This is a genomic window from Tahibacter caeni (genome assembly GCF_024609805.1).
In the GTDB taxonomy this organism is placed as follows: domain Bacteria; phylum Pseudomonadota; class Gammaproteobacteria; order Xanthomonadales; family Rhodanobacteraceae; genus Tahibacter; species Tahibacter caeni.
On sequence record NZ_JANFVR010000634.1, the window covers coordinates 1 to 1,273 of the forward strand.

At 72.0% G+C, this 1,273-nt stretch carries 3 protein-coding genes; 1 reads left to right on the forward strand and 2 read right to left on the reverse strand.

Annotated features, from left to right (window positions below; genetic code table 11):
* The coding region (locus NON22_RS24465; RefSeq protein WP_257389589.1) for a hypothetical protein at positions 1–424 on the forward strand (424 nt) is incomplete at its 5' end.
* A gap of 6 nt (positions 425–430) precedes the next feature.
* On the opposite strand, the gene NON22_RS24470 is transcribed toward NON22_RS24465, so the two are convergent.
* Both NON22_RS24470 and NON22_RS24475 read right to left on the reverse strand, forming a co-directional pair.
* Positions 431–922, reverse strand: a complete 492-nt coding sequence (locus tag NON22_RS24470) for a hypothetical protein (protein WP_257389590.1) — start codon at positions 920–922, stop codon at positions 431–433.
* A gap of 159 nt (positions 923–1,081) precedes the next feature.
* A partial coding sequence (locus NON22_RS24475) for a hypothetical protein (RefSeq protein ID WP_257389591.1) occupies positions 1,082–1,273 on the reverse strand: 192 nt, incomplete at its 5' end.

The following is a 1,273-nucleotide window of genomic DNA, read 5'->3' on the forward strand; positions in this document are numbered from 1 at the left end:
CGTGCTGCGGCTGACGCCGGTCGCCGCCGACGCGGCGGTGACGGCCGAGGCGGCGCCGGTGTTCGATGCCGCGGCCGACGGCGCGGCGGGCGACGCCGACGGCGAGCGGTTCCGCCGCGATCTCGTCGAACTCATGGTGTATGCGGTAGAGATCTGGGAGCGCGTCACCGGGCGCACGCGCATCGACCTGGCCGAGAAGAGCCGCGTCTGGCGCGTGACCATCGACGAAGGCCGCCTGCGCGTGCGCGCGATGGAGCGCTACCTGAGCCTCTCGCGCCTGCCGCGCCAGCCGCGCTGGCGCGAAGTGCTGCGCACGGCTTACTACGTGCTGTCCGAGTGCCGTCTCGAGGCCGGCGACCGCGAGGCCCTGCGCCTGCGCGCCGACAGCGTGCAGGCCAGCCTGCGGCGGCGCGCGTTGCTCTGAACCGCGTCAGTCGGCCGGATGTTCCGGCGACGCCTCGCAGACCGCGCAGAACCCGCTGACCCCTTCGGACAGGCTGTAGTCGCTGTGATGGCTGGTATCGAGTATCGAGGCCGGGCCCTCGATGATCGCGACCACGCTGCCGGCCGTGCTCTGGAGGGAAGTCGACGCGGAATACAGGCGCCGGCAGTGGTTCAGCGCCATGCGCTGGGCGACGTGGTAGTCGTCGTCGAATTCGCCGCAGGTCTGGTTCGGGCAGGGCTTGGTCGGCACCGGACCGATGGATGTCGGGCAGGCAGGCGGCTCGTCGGTGCCGGCGCTCTTGCGGCCGCCGAGCTGCTTAAGGCAGATGCGGTAGCGATCCAGGTCGGGACTGCCGAGACGGAACTCCTCCTTCGGCGCGACGCGGCCGCCGGCGCACCAGTCGACGTCGGGCAGCGGATCGTGGGCGAAGGCCGGCAGCGCGGCCAGCAACAGGATGGCGGTGGTCCGGAATTGCATGAGCGTCCTCCCAGGATGTGGTCGGCGCAGGCGGGCCTGCGTCGGCGAGGCGGAATAGATCGCAGCAGCGGCGCCCGCGCGCAAGCGGGGGATGGGACCAAGCCGGGAAGGAATCGCCGCAAGTCGTTGATTTTCGGTGGTCATGTGCCGGAATCCGGATCACCGGGGCTTGTTTTCGGGACGGTGTTCGCGCGAACGTCGGCGGTCATGCCCCTCCTGCCGAACGCTGCCTTGCCGCGCCGTCGCCGGGCCGCGGCCGTGCTCGCGGCCGGCGTGGCGGCGGTCCTGTTCGCCGGTGCTGCGGCCGACGAGTCGGCGGTCGAACGCTGCCGGCGGCTCCAGCCGCAGGCG